The organism is Chryseobacterium sp. MEBOG06 (assembly GCF_021869765.1).
Taxonomy (GTDB): Bacteria; Bacteroidota; Bacteroidia; order Flavobacteriales; family Weeksellaceae; genus Chryseobacterium.
The window spans coordinates 53,512-73,620 of the sequence record NZ_CP084580.1; the positions used below are offsets into that span (position 1 = coordinate 53,512).

The following is a 20,109-nucleotide window of genomic DNA, read 5'->3' on the forward strand; positions in this document are numbered from 1 at the left end:
AGAAAGTGCTTTTTTATTATCAAATATATAAATCTTAAAATTCTATATCTACTTGCAGTTTCTCAGCCAATAGCTTTGAAATTTTTTCTTTTAGAGGCTCTATGTCGATATTTTGCATAGCGTCATTTGCAAAAGCATATAAAAGCAATGCCTGAGCTTCTTTTTTAGAGATTCCTCTTGCTCTCAGATAGAACAGGGCATCTTCATTCAGCTGGCCTACTGTACATCCGTGAGAACATTTTACGTCATCAGCAAAGATCTCCAACTGAGGTTTTGTGTCAATACTGGCTCCTTCGCTCAGCAATACGTTGTTGTTCTGCTGATAAGCATTTGTTTTCTGAGCAATTTTATCAACAAAAACTTTTCCGTTGAAAACTCCGTGTGCATTCCCGTCAAAAATACCTTTGTAGTTCTGATAACTTTCACAGTTAGGGAATTTATGGTGAACAGCTGTATGGTGGTCTACCAGCTGATCTTTTCCAATAATGGTAATTCCGTTCATAAAAGAATTAATGTTTGAACCATTATGGATAAAATCCAGGTTATTTCTTACCAGTTTACCTCCGAAAGAGAACGTGTTTACAGTTGTTAAGCTGTCTCTCTCCTGCTTGGCAAAAGTGCTGTCAATAAGATATGATGTATTATTATCATTCTGAAGTTTATGCCAGTCTGCTTTTGCATTTGGAGAGGTGAAGATTTCCGTCACCGAGTTTGTCAATACATAAGTACTGTCAAAATTGTGATGGCTTTCAATGACTTCTACTTTTGCTCCTTCTTCTACGATCAATAAGTTTCTTGTATTGTAGAAGGTGTTTTCTTCCTGATTTTGAGAAATATAGAAAATGTGGATCGGCTTTTCAATCACTACATTTTTAGGAACCTTCAAAAAGAAACCGTATTTACAGTAAGCAAGGTTTAAGTTCGTGAAAGCCTGATCCTGAACAGCAATGCTGTTGAAATATTTTTCAAAAACTTCTTTATGCTTATCGTCATTCAATGCATAATTGAATGAAAGGAACTCTACATTTTCAATTGAAACTTTTGATAGTTCTTTGTGAAGCTTACCGTTTACAAAAACAATCCAATCAAAATTTTCCTCTCCCAGATGCAGTTCATCAAACTGCTCTTTCGTAAGATTGTGGCTTTCTTTCGGGAAGAAGTTGTAGCTTTTTTCCGAGATTTCCTTTAGATTGGTGTATTTATATTCTTCGTCTTTTTTTGTTGGAAAACCAAGGCTTTCAAACCTTTGAAGAGCCGCTTTTCTATCATCATCCAGAAATCTGTGACGAAGACTCTCCAAAAATTCATTATGGTTCTCTATAATTTGTTCTTTTAATGCCATTACTGGTATATCTGTGGTTTGCACCATTTTTTCTTTTTATTTGAACTAAAATATTGTCATTCCGAGGAAAACTGAATCAATTTTTAACAATAGAGATTCTATGTTTTACTATTCTTCATAGAATGACGGCGAAAATTTTAATCTCCGAAATAATCGATTTTCTCCTTAGTTAAGCAGCCAGTCGTAACCTTTCTCTTCAAGTTCTAACGCTAAAGATTTGTCACCTGTTTTGATGATTTTTCCATCTGCTAAAACGTGAACGAAGTCAGGTTGAATATAGTTAAGCAATCTCTGATAGTGGGTAATCAAAAGAACTGCATTTCCTTCATTTTTAAAGTGGTTTACACCATCTGCAACGATTCTTAATGCATCAATATCTAATCCTGAATCTGTTTCATCAAGAATTGCCAACTTGGGATTAAGCATCATCATCTGGAAGATCTCATTTCTTTTCTTTTCACCTCCTGAGAATCCCTCGTTCAATGATCTTGAAAGGAAATCTTTCTTGATTCCTAATTTTTCAGATTTGTCACGGATCATTGCAAGCATTTCTTTTGCAGGCATTTCTCCTAATCCGTTTGCTTTTCTTGTTTCATTTAAAGCAGCTTTGATAAAGTTCGTTACAGAAACTCCCGGAATTTCCACTGGATACTGGAAAGAAAGGAAGATCCCTTTATGAGCTCTGTCTTCAGGAGCGTCCTCAATGATGTTTTCTCCTTCGAAAAGAATCTCTCCGCCAGTCACTTCGTAATCCTCTTTTCCAGCGATTACAGAAGAAAGGGTAGATTTACCAGCTCCGTTTGGCCCCATGATAGCGTGAACTTCACCTGGTTTTATTTCAAGATTAATCCCTTTTAATATTTCTGCGCCATCTTCAATTTTGGCGTGAAGGTCTTTAATTTGTAACATTCTTGCTAACTTTTTCTTTTTATAATTGTTTAGCTTCCCCTATATGTGGAATATCCGAAAGGTGATAAAGTAATCGGAACATGATAATGCTCGTTGTCTTTTATCCGGAATATTACCTCAATTGATGGATAGAAGCTTTCTATATTTTTATGTTTGTAATAATCTTCTATGAAAAATACAAGCTTGTATTTCCCATTATTACCGGCTTTTTGATAAGGTAAAAAATCTGAAACCCTGCCATTATTATCAGTTTGCTTTTTACCTATAGAAACCCACTTTTGAGTAGTTTCATTATATTTTTCCAGTTCTATTTCTACCCTTCCGGCAGGTTGTCCCTGTGAAATATCAAGAATATGACTTGAAAGTTGAAATCCTGTCTTTTCCTGAGCTGAAAAGCTTAGAAAAATTAATCCAAAAAAGGCCAGTAAGAATTTTTTCATAGAGAATATTTTATCAATTGACTATCCAACTGATCCTTCTAATGAAATTTCCAATAACTTCTGAGCTTCTATTGCAAATTCCATTGGAAGTTTATTTAAAACCTCTTTACTGAATCCGTTTACAATAAGGGCAATTGCTCTTTCTGTATCAATTCCTCTCTGGTTGCAGTAGAAAATCTGATCTTCTCCAATTTTTGAAGTAGTTGCCTCGTGCTCCAATTGTGCAGTAGGATCTTTGATCTCAATATAAGGGAACGTGTGGGCTCCACATTCGTTACCCATTAACAGAGAGTCACATTGGGAGAAGTTTCTCGCTCCTTTTGCAGAAGGCATTACTTTTACCAGACCTCTGTATGAATTTTGGGATTTTCCTGCTGAAATACCTTTTGAAATGATCGTAGATTTGGTATTTTTCCCAATGTGGATCATTTTTGTACCGGTATCTGCATATTGGTGGTTGTTGGTTACCGCGATAGAGTAGAACTCTCCGATAGATCCATCACCTTTCAATATACAAGAAGGGTATTTCCATGTTACAGCAGATCCTGTTTCCACCTGTGTCCATGAGATTTTTGCATTTCTTTCGCAAAGTCCTCTTTTCGTTACAAAGTTGAATACACCTCCTTTTCCTTCTTCATTACCTGGGTACCAGTTCTGAACCGTTGAATATTTGATCTCTGCATCATCTAATGCAATAAGCTCTACTACAGCTGCATGAAGCTGGTTTTCATCTCTTGATGGTGCTGTACATCCTTCAAGGTAAGAAACATAGCTTCCTTCGTCTGCCACAAGAAGTGTTCTTTCAAACTGCCCTGTTCCCGCCTGGTTGATACGGAAGTAAGTGGAAAGTTCCATCGGACATCTTACGCCCTTAGGAATGTAGCAGAAACTTCCGTCAGAGAATACTGCAGAATTTAGAGCTGCATAAAAGTTATCTCCTCTTGGAACTACTTTTCCAAGATATTTTCTTACCAGATCAGGGTGATTTTTAATCGCCTCAGAAATTGAACAGAAAATAACTCCTTTTTCCGCCAGTGTATCCTGGAAAGTTGTTTTCACAGAAATTGAGTCCATTACGATATCTACAGCAACTCCTGAAAGTCTTTTCTGCTCTTCGATGTTAATCCCTAGCTTTGCGAAAGTTTTCAATAACTCAGGATCTACTTCATCAAGGCTGGCCAATTCAGGTTTTACCTTGGGAGCCGCGTAGTAACGGATTGCCTGGAAATCTGGTTTTTCATATTTGATATTAGCCCAGTCAGGCTCCACCATTTTCTGCCAGATTTTGAAAGATTCCAAACGCCATTCAGTCATCCATTCCGGCTCTTCTTTTTTAGCAGAGATGGCACGGATGATATCCTCATTTAAACCAATTGGGAAGTCTTCATAATCTATCTTCGTTTCCCAACCGAATTCGTATTTTTTATTTTCTAGATCGACCCTTAAATCGTCTTCAGTATATTTACTCATTATTATTTTTTAGATTTCAGATTTTAGATTTCAGATTTCAGAATTAAGCCTGAGGTCTGTTCTCTAGTATCTAATGTCTTTTCTCTAAAGACTAAATGATTCTCCACATCCACAAGTTCGGGATGCATTCGGGTTATTAAAAACAAACCCTTTTCCGTTCAATCCTCCTGAGTACTCAAGAGTCGTTCCTGCTAAATAAAGGATGGATTTTTTATCTATAATAATTTTAATGTTATTATCTTCAAAAATCTGATCTGTGTCTGTTTTTTGGTTGTCAAACTTTAAAACATACTCTAAACCAGAGCATCCGCCGCTTTTCACTCCCACTCTTATATAATCTTCAGCAGGGTTAAAACCATCTTCAGTCATTAACTGAATGGCTTTCTCCTTTGCATAGTCTGATACTTTTATCATTGTATTTATTTAGAATGATTTAATGATGCAAAAGTACAAACTAATTTCCGCAATCTCAAATCGAAGCTATCTATTTTAATGATTCTGATCTTAATAGGAAATTTTAAAAACGAGATGCGTTCCGGAATTGTGTAATTTTACTCTCATCAACCTGAGAATCTTTGGGTTTGATTTAACCTTAAATGATCTTTTTAATCTATAAAGAAAATAAGCAATGAAACAAAAATTACTTGGCTTTTTTGTATTGTTTCTAGCAGTGATGTCCTATGGACAGACTACGAGATATATTTATGAAACTTTGGTCAACCCGGATTCAATCAATTTGGTGACCATGAAAAGTGAACGGACTTTCCTGGATGTTAAAAATGACCGTTCCTTATTTATCAGTGAAAATAAGCTGGTGAGAGATTCTATTTTTACCTCTTTTAAATCTGAAGTAAAAGAAAATAATAAGAAAGAAGAGAAAGAATTTTCAAAACTGGAGGGAAAGAAATATAATGAACCCACCTTTTTTGAATATTTTATCATCAAAAATATTCCTGAGCAAAAAATATATTTTTATGACCGTGCAGCGGGCAAACAGATTTATTATCAGGAGGACAGACCCATCCGTTGGGAAATTACAAAAGATATCGAGAAACAAAATGGATATGCTGCTCAAAAAGCAGTTACAAATTTTGGAGGTCGAACCTGGACTGCCTGGTTTACGAAAGATATTGCAGTTTCTGACGGGCCCTATAAGTTTTCCGGATTACCTGGACTGATCGTTAAACTGGAAGATGATAACGGGGATTATAAATTTGATCTTGTAAAAAAGATAGTGCTAAAAAATGCATTTGAAGAACCCATCAGTTCTGATGTGAAGCAAAGTACAAGAGTTAATTTCCATGGTGATAAAGCTGCTCTGGAAATGGAATTTGGTAAAAACAGGAAAAGTGCTGCTGGAAATGGAAATGCTGCTGAAATGATGAGTCAGGGAGGAGGAAGACATCAGGGAGGAATGAATGGAGGCGGAGGCATGAGAGGCGGAGGCATGAGAGGCGGAGGCCGTTCCGGTGGCGGAATGTACAGAGGAATGGGTGGCGAAGGGATTCCGATGGGAGGAAGTCCAACCATGGGAGGCGGTTCTATGAAAGCTGGTATAAGCCAGAATCCGATTGAGTTGAATTAAATAAAGAAAAAATAGAAATGAAAAAAATAGGAATTATCGCCCTTGCGATTTTTATACAGAATATTTCCGCCCAAACGAACAGGTTTGTATATCAGGTTACCATGAAACCGGATGCTGAAAATAAAACGGATATCAAAACAGAAAATGCTTATTTGGATATTTCTCCGGAAAAATCAGTTTTCTACTCTGAAAACAGAATTAAGAGAGACTCCATTATGCAAAAAGCATTTCAGGGAGGCGGAGGAAGAGGAAGCATCAATAGAGATCAGATGGAAGGATTAAGAACCAACATCAACTATACTGTTGAAAAAGATAAGAAGAATCAAAAAACGTATTTTAAAGACAGAATAGGGAGAGATATTTATTCTTATGAAGAAGACCGGCCAATAAACTGGAAGATTTCTTCTGAGACAAGAAAGATAGGAGAGTATAAAGTTCAGAAAGCTGAAACAGATTTTGCAGGAAGAAAATGGACTGCATGGTTTACGACTGATCTTCCTTATCAGGATGGGCCTTACAAATTCGGAGGGCTTCCGGGGCTTGTTGTAAAAGTGGAAGATGATAAAGGAGATTATTCTTTTGATCTGATGAAGAACTTTAAAATTGCTGAGCTTCCGACATTAAACCAATTTGGAAATACGCTGAAAGTAAAAAGAACAGATTTTTTAAAGCAACAGAATAAGTTTAAAACTGATCCAATGTCATTCATGAGCCAAAGTGGGGGAGGTGTTTCTGCTCCAATGAGAATAGGAGGTGGAAGAGGAGCCGGTGGCGGAAATCAGAATCCTGCCGATATGAGAAAAAGAATGGAGGAGAGAGTAAAAGAGGATGCTAAGAAAAATTCTAACCCGATTGAACTACAATAAATGTAAACCCCGGAAAATTTTCCGGGGTTTACTTATAATCACCTCTTTATAATTGTAATATACTGCACTTTATAGCTGAAAATTCAATTCTGAAACAAAGGTTTGATCCAGTATCAGTATTTTATCAGAAATTTCTCTTAATTCTTCCTGATAATGACTGACAATGAAAATGACTTTTTCAGATTTTAATTTTTGTATCAATTTGTAAATAAATCTTCTGTTGTCTTTATCTAAAGAAGATGTAGGCTCGTCTAAGATCAAAAACAGGGGATCATGATACAACGTTCTCATCCATCCTATTAATTGTTTTTGGCCTCCGGATAAATTAATACCCTCCTCTCCCGCTAATGTTAAAAAGCCCTGTGGCAAAGAATTAATAAATTTGTCAAAACCCAGAATACCCAATTTCTCTAACTTCTCATCATTTACCTTCTCATCAAGAATGATATTTTCTAAAATAGTACCATTGAATAACTGGATGTTTTGTGGAACAATACCGATCATATTACGCCAGCTGTTGATGGAAATATCATTTAAATCTATACTATCATTGATAATAATTTTGCCATTTTCAGGCAGATAATTCTTCTGTAAAACTTCAGTTAATGTTGTTTTACCACTGCCGCTTTCTCCAAGTAGGCCGGTTATGGAGCCTTTTTGTAAAGAAAAAGAAACTCCATTCAGTAACCGTTTTCTTCCATTAAATCTGAAGTCAATATTTTTAAGATCAATAGATTGGATATCTGTTATGTTGATCCCCTCTATCTTTTCTTTTTCCAGAGAAGAATACTCAAACATTCTGTCAAAGGCTACTTTTGCTTCCTGTATCGGAATCATTACTAATGCTAAATTAGTAGTTGAAGTAAGTAATGAGCCAGAAATTCCGATAATAGCCATTAATTCTCCAAGCTTTATTTCACCGTTTAAAACATGGTAAGAAGAATAGCTAAGAATAAGTAATAGAAAAATAATTAAAACCAATCCTGAATAAAGAGAGATGGTTAAATTAAGCTTTCCCAACTCAAAAATTTTTGTCTGAAAAAATCCGAATATGGTTTCATTTTTTTTTATAAACAATTGCTGCTTAGAAAATCCTTTGATAACTTCTATTCCCCTGATACTATCTATATAATTGGCCTCATTGATACTGTAAGACTGCATCACATTTCTTTGGGATTCAATAATTTTTTTATTGAAACTAAAAATGATATAAAAAATAACAGGTGAAATAATAATACAGACTAAGGCAATTTTCCATGAATAGAAGAAAAGGAAGCTTATTGCAATGAGAACGCCTAAAATATCTACTGCTGTATTGGTTATTAATTGTTTTATAACAGCCTGTATTCTCTGCGTATCATTAAGTCTTGCTACAAAATCTCCAATTTTTCTGCTGTCAAAAAATACTTTCGGAAGATAGAGTAAAGATGAATAAAATTTTTTATTGATTCGTTCATTAAAAGCTTTGTTCTGCCTTATGGTATATAATTCTTTTAATGCCTGAATAATAACTCTTGCCAGAAGCAGGAATCCAAGAAAAGAGATACTTAATATAAGAAGTTGTATTTTTTTCTCAGGTAAAATGTCATCTATTAATTTTTGTGAAAAAACAGACATGGACATTCCTAATAGAGTAAAAATGAATCCTAATATAATAATATAATAAATAGATTCCTGATCTTCTTTGATAAGGCTTCTAAACCATGCTTTTTTATCTTTCTGGATTTTCTGCTTTTTCTGGAATTGATCATTGGGTTTTAAGGTAAGGCAGGTTCCGGACTGCCATACTTTTTCCAGATATTCTCTCGTCCAGTATTCTAATCCTTTGGCAGGATCTCCGATAAGAAATTTATTATTTCCAGTAGAATCATAAGAATAGCATATAACATAATGTTCAAATTTTTGATCTATAACGGTATGTAAAATAACGGGTTCTGAGTGTTCTATTAATGCCTGTGTATCGGCCTCACATCCCTCTGCGTAAAAGCCAATTGAATTGGCACATTGATGTAGCCCAAGAAGTGTAGTTCCTGTTTTACCTGTTCCGCTTTTTTCACGGAGCATTTCCAGTGAGATGTCTCCTTCATAATATCGCACTAAGGACTGCAGGCATCCAATACCGCAATCTGTTAAATCTTTTTGAAGGGAGAATGTTTTTTTTATGTGTTTATTTTCTTTCATCAAAACTGTTTATGAGTTTATCTAATTTTATAGCTCCTGGATTTCTTTTAATAAGATGATTCTTCTTATCATATATCAGGAAATAAGGAACACTACTGATTGCTAATTTTTGATAAAGAATTGCCATTTCATCATGACACCAGAAAATATCAGTCTGTTGATCAAGCTTATATTTGACAGCAAACTCTTTAATCTCGTTCAAAGGTTCACTGGCGACCCAAATCCATTGTATATCTTTAGCTGTATGTTTATTTTTAGATAACTCTTTTGCCTCTGCATGGCAAAAATGACAACCGGGGCTGAAATATATAATGATTTTAGTTTGACCATGTGCCAGATTTTCCTGTGTAAAAGTGTTTCCATCAATAGTTGAAAGATGAAATGAGGGAATGTCTTTCAGGGCCTCTGCTTTTTGTTTTTTTTCCTGAAAATTTAAAAATAAATAGAAGACTATTCCTATTGCTACAATAGGAATAACAACTGCTAATAATCTTAAAAATTTTTTTTTCTTCATTCTTTTAGTATTGTGCATTTAAAATAAAAAACGAAACAACCCCTGCCCAGAACAGGAGAGCCATACCATAGGTTAGACTTGCTAAGGCTAAAGATTTTAGGAAACTGATTTTTTGTTCTGAAAGCTCCCAAATTCCCCACGCAAGAATTCCCCAGTAAAATAGCTCAAACAGATTGGCCAATTGTAAAGGATAAGCAAGCCACTTTTCTGTAGAAATATATTCTTTAATGTTTAATAAAGAAATCGGATAGTAGGTTTGAAGGGTTTCCATGGTATATTCTGTATCAATCCAATAGAAATTGACAAACTTGTAGATTCCTGCTATAATAAAAACAGATTCTGCTATTAAAACGAGACTTATTAATTGTGAAAATTTTATGTTCTCTAAACCTGGTAAATCCAGAACCTTAATGAAATTGAGGCAGAAAGCCACCAATAAAACTTTGATTCCAATAAGAAATGGGAGTAATGTGTAGCTAAGCCACCACCATTTTTTCTGATTATCCATATAGTTTTGTACCATCTCATTAGGATAGTCTTTAGCAAGAAAATCAAATATTTTGGAGCTGGTGGTAATGTAAGTTTTATCGAGATAGGTGAGCAAACAATAGCACACGACAATCCCTATGAAAAGGAAGAAATTTTTCATCATAAATAATAGAAATTTTATTTTCTGTGTTTTTATTAAAAATTTAATTCAGCATAATTGCGAAGAGATGGAACGTTTTGTAAACAATATGATCTTAACTTAAAAAGAGAGGCTTTTACACCTTCTATTTAACAGCTCATCTATTTATTTACGATCATATTTCCGGTAATATGAATGTCCAATTTTTTTTAACGAATTGTGAAACCTTGCAAACTTTTCAATTGCATGACATTCAATCTCTTTCAAAGATCACTTTGAACAGATTCTTTTATACTGTTGAGCTCTATGATCTCTAAAAAAATATCAATCTGAGTTTCTTTTTTAGATGAAAAATACTCTTCTTATAAATATCGTACACAACCATAAAATAGGGCGGAACCTATATGTTCGAGCGCAAAATTCATTGTCATTAGACCTCCTACGGCCATCATTGATGAGAAGTAACACGGGGTTCCGACTCCATGTCCATGAATGTTTTCTAATTGTTCAAAATTTAGTTTGGTCATTTTTTTTGTAATTTAAGATTGTTAAAAGCATACCTGTAAATATAACCAGTACTGTGATATACTTATTTTTTGCTTCATCTATAAAGGGATAAAAATAGTTTACTACTACCACTAATGAAATAATAACCATTAAAGTAAATATAATATATCTTAATACCTTCTTATTCATTTTGTATATTTTAAGTTATTATGAAAAACAACCCATTGAAATAGCACCGATAGCTCCTGTCCACAATCCCATTGCAGCACCTGCTGGGCCCATAAAAGCACCTATCCCGCCAGCAACAGGTGTTGCTGCACCCATGAGTGCGCAGTCTCTTCCTTTTCCATTACCTTGCAAATTTTCCTTTTGCGAAACGTTTAACTTTTTCATTTTTTTGAATTTTTGTAGTTGTTAAATAATTTGTTTGTCATACATACCCTGACATGGGCTTTTTGCTGATCAGCCTATTTATACTTTGTACTGTACACATACAAAAAATAAACATTTGTGTTTTATCTGTAGCAAACTTATGTTGCCGGATAAAAGTTTCAAAAGATTTTACCCTTAAATTGATCCTTAAATTACTAAGGGTAGGAAATAAGGATTTTTAAGTTGTTGATTATTTGTGTTTTGTATATGAAGTATACATTCGTGATGCAGCATAAACTATAAAAAAAGAATTGGAACGCTCTTTTATTTTAAAGTTTTTCAAACTGTTAATTCAGCAGGCAAAAATGTTTAAAAATGATATATTAAAAAATAAATTTTCGGAATAAAACTTATTTTTCAGTTATTTGTTATACCCTAATATCTCTACAAGCAAAAAAAGAGAATAACTGATAATCCTGTCTGTTTCAATAGGTTTCCTGATAAATAATAAATAAATGCTCATAATTGAGCAAAATGCGAGTTATAGGATATGAATATTCTTTCTCATATATAATATGAATTTTATTTTTGTGTTTTTATTAAAAAGTTTAAAATGTAATTTTTTCGGAATTGCGAAGAGCCAAGTTGTGCTGTAAATCAGAGTATTTTGATATTAAGAGAGAGGTTTTTAATATCATATTAATTTAAAAAGTAAAACTTTATTTCCCTTTAAAAGGGCGATAAAAATCTAGAAATATAATCTGAAAATTACATTTCATACAGTAAAAAACCAACCAAAAACAATGAAATCCCACAAATAAGTGAAAACAGAATGTCTTTAAATTTGGTATTCGTACTAACATGTATAGCTAAAACACATGACATTCCTACAATAAAAAAAAATGTATAAGCCTTGAAAGATAATACTGACATGTTATATGCCATGTATAAAATAGGAATGTATACAAGAATTATTAAATTCCTTTTTTCTTTAATTAATGAAACTGCCATAATATTAAAATTTACATTACCAAGATGTTACCCAGCACGACCACGCTAGGTTATAACCGAAAATAGGATTGATTAAAGTTGTAACAACTGCTGTATTCCAACAATCTTTCGGTTTTCCTCCTTTGATGATCTCCATATTTTTATTCTCTAACTTTTTCATAATATATATATATATATTATTACATTGAATAAAGATAGCAACCGAGACCCCAAATTGCTGCACCCACACCAATAGCAGGAATAAGTGCACCAACTCCGCCAGCAACAATAGCTGTTATATTACACTGATGGATGCTGCCACCTTGCAAATTTTCCATTTGCGAAACATTTAATGTTTTCATCTTTTTGAATTTATAAGTTAATAAATAATTATTTGCCATACAATCCCTGGCATGGTTTTTTTGCTGATCAGCGATATTTATACTTTGTATTGTGCACATACAAAAAATAAACATTTGTGTTTTTACCTGAAGCAAACATAAGAGGTTGAATCAAGTTTTGTGGAAAAAAAAGCACTTAAAAAGCACTTAGATTATCTCAGGGTTTATCTCAGGTTTTTTCAACATTTGATAATCAGTAATTTATTACATTTTAGCAATCATTCTTAAATTCTGATAATGTCCAAGAGTGAGAAAAAAAGATTAGATTTTCTTTTAGATTATTAGAATATATATGTAATTTAGAACTTTAAATAATGGCGTATAATATATTGTTAGTCAGTATTTTGTATTGTATTTTTTTTCTTGAAAGATACTAAATATGTAATTTTTTACTTTATACATCACTAGAATATGAAAAATTTAAATGAGACAGAGAGGTTTCACCTAAAATCAATTTTAGCCAGGGCTTTTATCAATAATAAATCTGTTAATTATATTCTTAAGAGGAAGCATGACATGTCATTAATATTACGACTTATGGATTATTCTATCAATAAGGCTAAAAGATATGGATGGGTCTGGGTAAATGATCAAAATAATGCGTGTTGTATCATTTTAGATCCTTTAAAAGCAAAGAAAATGACTCTCTACTCTATATGTTTAGATATCAAATTAGTTTTTACTGTTGTTGGTGTAAACAATGTTGGCAAAGTATTTAAAAAAGAGAATCTAACAAATAAGTATCTTCCCAAGAATATAGATTTTGTACATCTTTGGTTTATAGGAGTTGAATGTACAGTGCAAGGGCAGGGATTGGGAAGCGATTTTTTAAAACAAATAATAAGTTATTATATAGGTAAGACAGATGCTATTTGTTTAGAAACTTCTACATTAATTAATATCCCTTTTTATGAGAAACTAGGCTTTGAGATTTATCATGTTGAAGATTTTGGGTTTGACTTCTATTTTTTAATAAAATACTTGAAATAAGATGTTTGGCTCAGAGATAAAATTTGTCACATTTATATATATATGTACGTTGCTATTTATTTTGGTGATTGTATTCGTAGGGATTTTAAAGACTAAAGGCAATAAAAATTTTAATTATAAGTTTTTCCTTTTAACATTGTCTGTTTTATTGAATAATATTAGTTCAGGATTATTTCCTGATAAAAACCTTAAAATAAATATTCTTTCCCAAAATATTATTGCGTATACGATTGGTTTAGTAACAATTGCATATTATGCCTATTATCTTTCCTTATATTATAATTTGACATTCAGGAGTTATTTAAAGTTTAATTATATAATTATTTTTCTATCAGTAAATCTGGTAGTAGGTTTTATAATTCCATATACTATTACTGATAACCTACAGATTTCACGTAGAATATTTCTAGTATTCCCAGTTTTATTGATTTTTTTGCTATTATATATTATTTACAAAAGTCAATTTAGTTACTATTTTGGATTTAAAAATAAGTATGAGGAATTTCATTCTTTAGCGGGATTAACCGGTATTATTAGTGTTGTTTCAGTGCCTATTACTATGCTATTATTAGGAGATGATCAGACAGTTGAACAAACTCTATTTACTTTGGGGTATTTTTTTATCTGTATAGAATATTTTTTATACAAAAATTCTATACAACAAGTTTATTCATATGATCTTACTGATAGGGAATCAGAAATTTTGAACTTGATTATAAATGATGAGAAAATTAAATATGCAGAGATAAGTACTAAACTTAATATTTCAGAGAAAACTGTATCAACTCATTTATCCAATATATATAAGAAAGTAGATGTTAAAAGTAAAAAAGAACTAATAAAAAGAATTAATGAAAAGAATCTTTAGGGCTTTAGCTGATCACTGGCATTTATTTTTTATAGCTTGCACATACAAAAGATAAAAATGTGTTTTTTAACTTATATTGATGAGGAAAAGTTTCAAAAGATTTTATCCTTAAATTTCTAAAGGTAATCCCTAAGGGTTTTAAGATTTGATTATTAGATTTTTGCAAATTAAAGGTTCTGTTAGACATCCAGTGTGTTTTTATAGAACTCGCTTATTTTTCTAATTTCATCTTTACTTTTTATACCTAGCTTCTTATAAATATTAGACAGGTGAGACGAAAGGGCTCCTTCAGAAATGTTCAATGCTTTACTTAATTCAGCATATTTCAAATTAGGATCTTTGAGAAGTATATTTAGTATTTGGGTTTCTCTTATAGTAAGGGTTTCAAAAGAGATATCTTTTTTCATTTCTTTCCTACGTAAACCGTAAAAGAAGTGGTCAACGGTTAAAACAAAAAATCCGAGACTGAAAAAAGTCTGTTCTATCCATTGGTTATCACCAAATATTAATATCGTAACAGGAAGAGATAATAATGCTAAGAAGGCTAGTATTCCATTAAAATCATAGATCTTGAATAGGATGTTTTTCCGGTTTATTATTTTTATATATTGTTTGTGTATTACGAGTATAGCAGCAAATGACAATAATGCCAAAAAGAAACCTAGAAAATAAGTTCTCGAAGTTTCTAATGAGCCAGTAATGGTATAGGGAAGGATAAATAAGATGATAAAAGACAGCAGAGTAAATATTCCAATTAATTGTAAAGATAGCTTGCCTTTAAAAGTTAAATTATACTCATTTTTTATAAAAACAAAATAGTGAAACACTACAGCCAATCCGACAATCCATGCGAAGATATTCTGTGAGACAAGATTAATTTCAAAATTCTTATCAGGAAGAAGCCCTTCAACGATATTATAAAGCAACCCTGATAAAAGGATTCCTAAAAATTTAAGATAGTAATTTACATCCCGAGTATTCCATTTGAAAATCAGTTGGATGCACACCACAATGATCATCAATATGAATATGATGATATAAATAAATGTGCTAAAACAAATTTCAGTATTAAACATATTTTAAAAAATAAAGAGGATAATCTAATTCAAATGTTTCATGGAAGATAATAAAGCCGTTTCGTGTATAGAAGGCTCGGTTTTCAGGAGTTGTTGTTTCTATATAAATAAGCTGGTTATTATAAATTTCAAGTGATTCTTTTAAAAGCTGGCTTCCGATTCCTTTTCCCTGTTCTTGTGGAATGACAGCCATAAGCCAGAGATGGATAAATTCTTTTTCAGGATGAAAATTTTTTAAAAGTTTCTCTCTCTTTAGGACTTTAAACATATTTTCTAAGCCTATACAGGTAAATAATAATTTAAGTTCGAGCAGCAGTTTTCTAAAACTAAACTTTGTTTTGTCAAGATAAAGAATACATCCTTTGCCATCATCACTTAAGAATACATTACCATCCATCATAGACAAATCAAATTGAAATTCCATAAGGGCTTTCAGCCTTTTTGATCGGTTACCGGATTTTTTAACTACAAAGTTGATGGAATTAGGAATGAGGACATCGATGAATGATTGACACAATATATCAACGATATGTTTCCGGTCAAGATAAGTAGCTTTTCTCATTTGTTTGTTTTCCCTAAAATATGAAATAAAATGGAACTGAAAAATCGTTAATAACTGTTATTCAGTTGTTTATATTTTTTTTGAATAAAATTAGACTCAGGTTAAGTTTAGCATCACTTATTTCAATTTTTGGTAATATTAAGCGAATGAAAATCCTGATGTGAAAGTTTTTGCTTTATAAAAAATGTTTCTTTCAAATGAAATTATACATTTGCATTATCCTTAGAGCTAATAATCCCGGGTTTTACTGAGGTTTTCCTTCTCGCTTCTCATACTAATTATCGCAAGCTTTTAATTATTGTACGATAAAAAAGAATTGAAAATATTTAGATAAGAGAGGCTTTTACACCTCTCTATTATTAATCAAATTTTATTTATTATTGAAAAAACGTCCCAGCCCATATTTTCTTAAATTTGGGAAAAGGCTTTGTATTACTGGAGTAAGTACAAGAAAAATATAGATATAATAATAACCAAAGGAGTATTTAGATTGAAATTTTCTTTCCAGATAAAAAGTTATTAAAAACCCTATAATAAGTAATGTACACCAAAATATTTTCTTTTTCATAATTCGATTAATTTTTACTGAATTTAAAGGCATCCAAGAGAAGCACCAACAAATATAGCAGCAGCCCCTCCTGTGAAAAAGGACCCTACAACATTCAGGGCAATTCCTCCAACCGAACTATAGCCTGCGACCATACAATCTGACCAACGGCCATTACCATGCAAATTTTCCATTTGCGTAACATTTAATGTTTTCATTGTTTTGAAATTTTTAGTTAATAAATTTTTTACCAGTTCAACTGGCATAGACTTTCGTATTGTTATCGAGCCTATGTTGCAATCATAAGTTCAATATTATCAATACTTTTCAACGTTGAATATTTCAAAATTATAAATAAAAATATTTGAATTTTGCATGAAAATGTGCATTTTTATGGTAATTTTCAGGTAAAAGTCAAGGAATATTTTTTTTGTGAAAATTGGAATATTCGAAAAAAAATATGTTGATTACAACTAAATTTAAAAAATTAGGACCCAAAATACTTTAATATATTGTACTATTTTCTATTGTACACATTGTTGTACATAAAAAATTGTTTACTGATGACAGCAAATTAATAGAAAACCCCTGAGGAATATTCCTCAGGGGTTTTCTATTTTGATGATATTTATTTATTTCAAAAGCTGATTGAAAGTATCTCCTTGTCTGATGTCTCCGGTGTTATACCCTTTCATAAACCATTCCTTACGCTGTGCTGATGATCCATGAGTAAAGCTTTCCTGATTAACATATCCCTGTGATCTTTTCTGAATATTATCGTCTCCTACAGCCTGTGCTGCGTCTATTGCAGACTGAATATCTCCAGGTTCCAGAATATGTTTGGTATCATCTGTTCTTTTGGCCCACACTCCCGCATAAAAATCTGCCTGAAGCTCTGTAGCTACTGATACCTGATTCATTTGTGCTTCGGAATATCTGCCACTTCTCCTTAAAGCATCCACTTTTTGAGTGGTACCGAGCAGGGTCTGTATGTGATGTCCCATTTCATGAGCAAGAACATATGCTACCGTAAATTCAGTGACTTTGGCGCCAAATCTTTGCTGAAGCTCATTGAAGAAGCTCATATCCATATATATCTTTTGATCAGCAGGACAGTAGAATGGGCCCATGGCTGCCTGGGCAGTACCACATGCAGAATTTGTTGTGCTTTTAAAAAGAACGATTTCAGGGTCGCTATATTTCATTCCATTTTCTGTAAAGATCTGGTTCCAGGTCTGGGTATTCCATGCTGCCATCATTTTGACCATTTCCCCTATATTTTTTTCTTCTACAGTAAGTTCTCTGGTTTCAGCGGAATTTCCGGAAGCTGGCATACTCCCCGAGTTCAGAATACCGGAAGGATCACCTCCCAAAAAGAAGACTATTGCGGCTATAATCAAAGTGCCGAGCCCCCACCTACAATCATACCACCGCTGCCACCACCTGAACCACGGCGGTCATCAACGTTTCCGCCTCTGTCGTCTGTCCATTTCATATCAATTATTTTTATTGGTTAATTTAAATATTTTAAGTGAAAATTTATGTATATCTTCATTTTAAAATATTTAAATCTTTATTTGTTAAGTTGTTTTGTTTTCAGCCAGTATGATGTTGACTGATAGGCTGAAATAGCATCATCTACCAGCTTTTGATCTGTATTTTTTAATAGCTTCTCGTTGTAATACAATTTAAATTCAGGGGCAAGAGTGCTTTTTTCCAGCTCCAGAGAATACTGTTTTGTCTTTTTTACCGGCGAGATGATCGTAAGACGGTTATCCTTTACAAAACCAAGATCCTGATAAGTTGCAATATAAGCTTTAGGCTGGAATTCTTTTGTAAAGACATCCTGACCTAAAAATTTAGACTGATAGCTGAAATTCAATAATCCGAAAACAGTAGGCATAAGGTCTATCTGAGACATAAGTTTATCAAACTTCTGAGGCTGAATAAAACCTTCTGAAAAAACTAAAGCAGGAATTCTGTATTTATCCATCGGAAGTTCTGTTTTTCCGGCGCTGGATGCACAGTGGTCTGCAATGATTACAAAGACTGTATTTTTATACCACTCCTGTTTTTTAGCCATTTCAAAGAACAGCTTAAGAGAGTAGTCTGTATACTTTACCCCTCCTTCACGTGATTTTGATGTTCCCGGGATATCAATTCTTCCATCCGGATAGGTGAACGGTCTGTGATTGGAAACAGTCATCCAGTGATTGAAGAAAGGTTTCCCCGATTTTGCTTCAGCATTCATCACCTGAATAGCCTTTCTTGCCATATCTTCGTCAGCAACTCCCCATACATTGGCAAACGTAATTTCTTCAGGTTTAAAGTTGTTTCTGTCTACAATTCCATAACCATTGCCAGCAAAAAAGTCCTGCATATTGTCAAAATAACTGTATCCGCCATACAGGAATTTTACATCATATCCTTTGGATTTGAAGACATTTCCTGTTGTGAATTTATTTTTATTGTCATTTCTTTTGATAATACTTTCTCCGGCTGTAGGAGGAATACACAGCGTTAATGCTTCCAGTCCGCGTACAGTTCTGTTTCCTGTAGCATAAAGGTTGGTAAATAGTAATGATTTATCTGCTAAACTATCCAGGAACGGAGTAATCTTCTGGGTATTTCCATAATGTTCCATAAAGTCTGCTGAAAGACTTTCAATAGAGATCAATACTACATTTTTCTTTACTTCCGGCTGTTCAGCAACAATATTTCTTGATAATGTATGCTGTGGATATTGGCTTAGGAAGTTCTTTTCAGCCTGCTGCTGATTAAGCTGTGAATAAAACTGAAAATAATCCAGTTCATTATGAGTGAAAGCCCAATAAAATTTAGGGAGCCCATTGGCTTCAATTTCATCAGCAAAAACATTGTCAGATTTAATTTGCATTAACGATGGCAAGGTCAGTGTACTGATAAAGCAAAGAACAACAAATGATACCAGCAGCACCATCTTTTGCTTAAAATCAGGTAATTCCAGCAATTCATCTTTTGTTTTCTTATAAATAAACCAGGTAATAGTAAGCGTTACAATCATTATTCCTGAAAATAAAGGAATAACAGGGTAGCTTTCCATGATATTCCCTATTACTTCATTGGTATAGATCAGATAATCTACGGCAATGAAATTATAGCGTACCCCGAATTCATTATAAAAGAAATATTCACTCACGCCATTGAAAATAATCACAAGGACGTATAATAGCAAGGTAGTAAAATATAGTACATTACGGATTTTGAGTCTTTGGGTGGGCAGGAAAAGCATCAGTCCGAAGAAAAGTGTTTTTATTCCTACAAAAGCGAGGGCTACTTCCGTTACAGAGCCACCGTATTGTTTGAAAATATTATTAGGAATAAGCCATATATAGAGAAAGAATAGTGCTAAAGCTCCAAAAATAATGTATCCATAAGGATTTTTATATTTTGAATTGGAAAGGAACAGGAAGTACAGGGCGAGAATAGAGCTGGCAAGTATGAAAACGAAAATATCATTCACAAGACCTACCAACAGTACCTTTACGACCTCAAAAAATCCAAAACTAGCGGTAGTAATAGGATGAAAAAAGAATACTGTTCTTATTATCAACGAAATAACAAGATAGAAAACTCCTAAATATAGGAAAGGTTTTATTTTTCTTAAAAACATGTATTTACTGTCTATATTGGTTTTCACAAAGATAGTTTTTGTGTACAACTTTTAACATAAAAAAATGAAAACATAAGCTTTGTTATAAGATTTTATGAATCTTTAAAAGTTAAATGGAAACTGGAACTTATTTAATGAATTGAAATTTTAAAAACACTGTGATAAAAAGTAAAATGAAGAATAAAGTTACTTCTTTTCTGGCTATAAAG

The 20,109-nt window shown here is 32.9% G+C and carries 19 protein-coding genes and 1 pseudogene; 4 read left to right on the forward strand and 16 right to left on the reverse strand.

The genetic code is table 11. From position 1 onward, the window contains the following. Positions 1-34: 34 nt before the first annotated feature. The 5 genes from sufD to LF887_RS00250 form a co-directional block, all read right to left on the reverse strand. Positions 35-1,342 carry a Fe-S cluster assembly protein SufD gene (sufD, locus tag LF887_RS00230; RefSeq protein ID WP_236859543.1) on the reverse strand — a complete coding sequence of 436 codons (1,308 nt, stop codon included), beginning with the start codon at positions 1,340-1,342 and terminating at the stop codon, positions 35-37. A 165-nt stretch (positions 1,343-1,507) separates the two neighbouring features. After that, a complete protein-coding gene (gene sufC, locus LF887_RS00235; protein WP_236856836.1) occupies positions 1,508-2,251 on the reverse strand; it encodes a Fe-S cluster assembly ATPase SufC in 744 nt (247 codons plus the stop codon). 29 nt (positions 2,252-2,280) lie between these two features. Then, positions 2,281-2,691 (reverse strand): hydroxyisourate hydrolase, encoded by a 411-nt coding sequence (gene uraH, locus LF887_RS00240; RefSeq protein WP_236856837.1) that lies wholly within the window; start codon positions 2,689-2,691, stop codon positions 2,281-2,283. A gap of 21 nt (positions 2,692-2,712) precedes the next feature. Further along, positions 2,713-4,161 (reverse strand): Fe-S cluster assembly protein SufB, encoded by a 1,449-nt coding sequence (gene sufB, locus LF887_RS00245; RefSeq protein ID WP_236856838.1) that lies wholly within the window; start codon positions 4,159-4,161, stop codon positions 2,713-2,715. A gap of 84 nt (positions 4,162-4,245) precedes the next feature. Further along, positions 4,246-4,575, reverse strand: coding sequence for a HesB/IscA family protein (locus LF887_RS00250; protein WP_027372006.1), 330 nt, complete (start codon positions 4,573-4,575; stop codon positions 4,246-4,248). Between the two features lie 214 nt (positions 4,576-4,789). Here LF887_RS00250 and LF887_RS00255 point away from each other — a divergent pair, with 214 nt between their 5' ends. Together LF887_RS00255 and LF887_RS00260 are read left to right on the forward strand one after the other, a co-directional pair. After that, positions 4,790-5,746, forward strand: coding sequence for a GLPGLI family protein (locus tag LF887_RS00255; protein ID WP_236856839.1), 957 nt, complete (start codon positions 4,790-4,792; stop codon positions 5,744-5,746). A gap of 17 nt (positions 5,747-5,763) precedes the next feature. After that, positions 5,764-6,612, forward strand: a complete 849-nt coding sequence (locus LF887_RS00260) for a GLPGLI family protein (RefSeq protein WP_236856840.1) — start codon at positions 5,764-5,766, stop codon at positions 6,610-6,612. A 69-nt stretch (positions 6,613-6,681) separates the two neighbouring features. Here the strand turns inward: LF887_RS00260 and LF887_RS00265 are convergent, their stop codons facing one another. The 6 genes from LF887_RS00265 to LF887_RS00290 all read right to left on the reverse strand — a co-directional run bounded on the left by LF887_RS00265 (position 6,682) and on the right by LF887_RS00290 (position 12,205). Further along, positions 6,682-8,793 (reverse strand): peptidase domain-containing ABC transporter, encoded by a 2,112-nt coding sequence (locus LF887_RS00265; RefSeq protein WP_236856841.1) that lies wholly within the window; start codon positions 8,791-8,793, stop codon positions 6,682-6,684. Beyond that, the gene (locus LF887_RS00270; RefSeq protein WP_236856842.1) at positions 8,780-9,307 is read right to left on the reverse strand and encodes a TlpA family protein disulfide reductase; all 528 of its coding nucleotides are present in this window, start codon (positions 9,305-9,307) and stop codon (positions 8,780-8,782) included. Before LF887_RS00270 ends, LF887_RS00265 begins: the two co-directional genes overlap by 14 nt. 4 nt (positions 9,308-9,311) lie before the next feature. After that, positions 9,312-9,959 carry a hypothetical protein gene (locus tag LF887_RS00275; RefSeq protein WP_236856843.1) on the reverse strand — a complete coding sequence of 216 codons (648 nt, stop codon included), beginning with the start codon at positions 9,957-9,959 and terminating at the stop codon, positions 9,312-9,314. 690 nt (positions 9,960-10,649) lie between these two features. After that, the gene (locus tag LF887_RS00280) at positions 10,650-10,835 is read right to left on the reverse strand and encodes a hypothetical protein (protein WP_236856844.1); all 186 of its coding nucleotides are present in this window, start codon (positions 10,833-10,835) and stop codon (positions 10,650-10,652) included. A 1,006-nt stretch (positions 10,836-11,841) separates the two neighbouring features. Next, positions 11,842-11,985 (reverse strand): hypothetical protein, encoded by a 144-nt coding sequence (locus LF887_RS00285; protein WP_236856845.1) that lies wholly within the window; start codon positions 11,983-11,985, stop codon positions 11,842-11,844. Between the two features lie 19 nt (positions 11,986-12,004). Further along, the gene (locus LF887_RS00290) at positions 12,005-12,205 is read right to left on the reverse strand and encodes a hypothetical protein (RefSeq protein ID WP_236856846.1); all 201 of its coding nucleotides are present in this window, start codon (positions 12,203-12,205) and stop codon (positions 12,005-12,007) included. Between the two features lie 411 nt (positions 12,206-12,616). On the opposite strand from LF887_RS00290, the gene LF887_RS00295 reads away from it, so the two are divergent. Together LF887_RS00295 and LF887_RS00300 are read left to right on the forward strand one after the other, a co-directional pair. Further along, positions 12,617-13,195, forward strand: a complete 579-nt coding sequence (locus LF887_RS00295) for a GNAT family N-acetyltransferase (protein ID WP_236856847.1) — start codon at positions 12,617-12,619, stop codon at positions 13,193-13,195. A gap of 1 nt (position 13,196) precedes the next feature. After that, positions 13,197-14,063, forward strand: coding sequence for a response regulator transcription factor (locus LF887_RS00300; protein ID WP_236856848.1), 867 nt, complete (start codon positions 13,197-13,199; stop codon positions 14,061-14,063). Positions 14,064-14,242: 179 nt separating this feature from the next. Here the strand turns inward: LF887_RS00300 and LF887_RS00305 are convergent, their stop codons facing one another. The 5 genes and pseudogenes from LF887_RS00305 to LF887_RS00325 form a co-directional block, all read right to left on the reverse strand. Continuing rightward, positions 14,243-14,989, reverse strand: coding sequence for a helix-turn-helix transcriptional regulator (locus LF887_RS00305; protein ID WP_236856849.1), 747 nt, complete (start codon positions 14,987-14,989; stop codon positions 14,243-14,245). 142 nt (positions 14,990-15,131) lie between these two features. Then, complete coding sequence (locus tag LF887_RS00310) at positions 15,132-15,701, reverse strand: GNAT family N-acetyltransferase (protein WP_236856850.1); 570 nt, start codon at positions 15,699-15,701, stop codon at positions 15,132-15,134. Between the two features lie 591 nt (positions 15,702-16,292). Next, positions 16,293-16,442 carry a hypothetical protein gene (locus LF887_RS00315; protein ID WP_236856851.1) on the reverse strand — a complete coding sequence of 50 codons (150 nt, stop codon included), beginning with the start codon at positions 16,440-16,442 and terminating at the stop codon, positions 16,293-16,295. A gap of 438 nt (positions 16,443-16,880) precedes the next feature. Next, positions 16,881-17,743 (reverse strand): annotated as a pseudogene (locus tag LF887_RS00320) (neutral zinc metallopeptidase). A gap of 78 nt (positions 17,744-17,821) precedes the next feature. Beyond that, entirely contained in the window at positions 17,822-19,900 is a 2,079-nt protein-coding gene (locus tag LF887_RS00325; protein WP_236859544.1) for an LTA synthase family protein, read from the reverse strand. Between the last annotated feature and the right edge of the window lie 209 nt (positions 19,901-20,109).